The 1,722-nt window shown below is 36.3% G+C and carries 2 protein-coding genes; both read left to right on the top strand.

The window, feature by feature from the left end; translation table 11 throughout:
- Positions 1-795 (top strand): zinc metalloprotease HtpX (locus tag ACKI2W_RS00010; protein WP_407378320.1); only part of this gene is annotated, 795 nt, incomplete at its 5' end.
- Positions 796-808: 13 nt separating this feature from the next.
- Positions 809-1,540, top strand: a complete 732-nt coding sequence (locus tag ACKI2W_RS00005; protein ID WP_407378318.1) for a tRNA (adenine-N1)-methyltransferase — start codon at positions 809-811, stop codon at positions 1,538-1,540.
- Positions 1,541-1,722 lie beyond the last annotated feature (182 nt).

Genomic DNA, 1,722 nt, shown 5'->3' with positions numbered 1-1,722 from the left:
TGGTTTGGTCCTTCACTTGTAAAACGTTCAATGAACGTAAGGCCATTGTCCGAGGCTGAAGCTCCTCATATTCATCAGATGGTTCAGGAGCTGGCTGACGCTGCTGGTGTTCCAAAACCGGAAATCGGATTGTCCGAAATCAATATTCCAAATGCATTTGCATATGGCAGATCAAGCAGAAGTGGTCATATTGCAATAACCCGCCCTATTCTGGGATTGCTTGACCGTGATGAGCTAAGAGCGGTTTTAGGTCATGAAATGGGCCATATAAAACATAATGATATGATGGTTACTGCTGCTGTAAGCGTAATACCTATGATTTGCTATTATATTGCATTATCATTCATGTTTTCAAGGAACGAAAACGGCGGAGGATTCATCATAGGTATTTTAGGTTATCTATTTTATCTGGTCGGCCAGCTTTTGGTGCTGTTCATTTCAAGAACCCGTGAATATTATGCCGATGAGGCCTCAGTTGAGTTTGGAAACAGGCCTGCAGCATTGGTGTCCGCATTATATAAATTGTCTTATGGTGCTGCCAGAACAAATGAACAGACTATTAAAGATTTAAATACAAACAGAGCATTCTTTTTTAATGACATTAATAATGGAAACAAGGATGTTCATGACTTTAAGCAAATTGACTTTGATGGCAACGGATCAATCAGTGATGAGGAATTAAGAAGATTAGCCAACGCTAATGTTAAGATATCAAAATCCAATTCTTTTTTAGAATTGCTTTCAACACACCCTGATTCATTGAAAAGAGTCAAAAGATTATCTCAATTAATGTAAAATGGTGAAAACAATGAAAATGATTTTGGATGAACGTGGTAAGAAGTATATTTTAAAGGAAGGCCAGGAATTTCAAAGCGATTTGGGAATTGTATCTGCAGAGGTATTGTCTGATGCGGAAATTGGCGATGAAGTTAAAAGCCATCTTGACCACACATTTAAAATTGTTAAGCCCAATGTAAATGATTTCATAGATTTGATGGATCGACGATGTTCCATATTAATTAAAAAGGATATTGGAACCGTTTTGGCCTACACAGGATTGGGTGCAGGTTCCAGAGTTGTTGATGCAGGAACCGGTGCCGGAGCCATTGCACTTAATTTCGGCAATGTTGTCGGCGAAACAGGCCAGGTTTATACCTATGAAATCCGTGAAGACTTCGCCGAGGTTGCAAAGAAAAATATCGATACATTCGGCATTAAAAACATTGAGGTTAAAAACAAAAATATCAAGGAAGGCATTGACGAAGACAACATTGATTTGGTATTTTTGGACCTTCCAAAGCCTTATGAGATATTTGAAGAGGTTTATGATTCATTGAATCTTGGTGGATGGCTGGTTGTATATGCTCCATATATTGATCAGGCCGAGGTTTCATATAAAGTCGCTAAAAAACTTAATTTTTATGATATTGAAATTTTGGAAACTTTGGAGCGTGGTCTTGAAGTAAGACAACAGGGAACAAGGCCTAAAACAAGAATGGTTGGACATAGTGGTTATCTACTTTTCGCACGTAAGCTATAATTCCACCACCTTTTTCTTTATTTTAGCTATCATTATTTGATGGTTTTTAACTTTTTATTTAATTTGATTAATCAAATATTTATTTTAATTAATTTTTTACACAAAACAAGTTTTTTTAAAGTATTCTATCTAAAGTTAAGGGGATTTTTCCCCTATGGTTTAATTTCAATTATATTTGAGGT

It is taken from the genome of Methanobrevibacter sp., from assembly GCF_045603845.1.
GTDB lineage: Archaea > Methanobacteriota > Methanobacteria > Methanobacteriales > Methanobacteriaceae > Methanocatella.
This window is presented reverse-complemented; position numbering and strand designations above follow the sequence as displayed.

Bases quoted from the DNA above. Each gene is read 5' to 3' on its own strand.
- ACKI2W_RS00005 (WP_407378318.1), top strand. From the start codon at position 809: ATGAAAATGATTTTGGATGAACGTGGTAAGAAGTATATTTTAAAGGAA.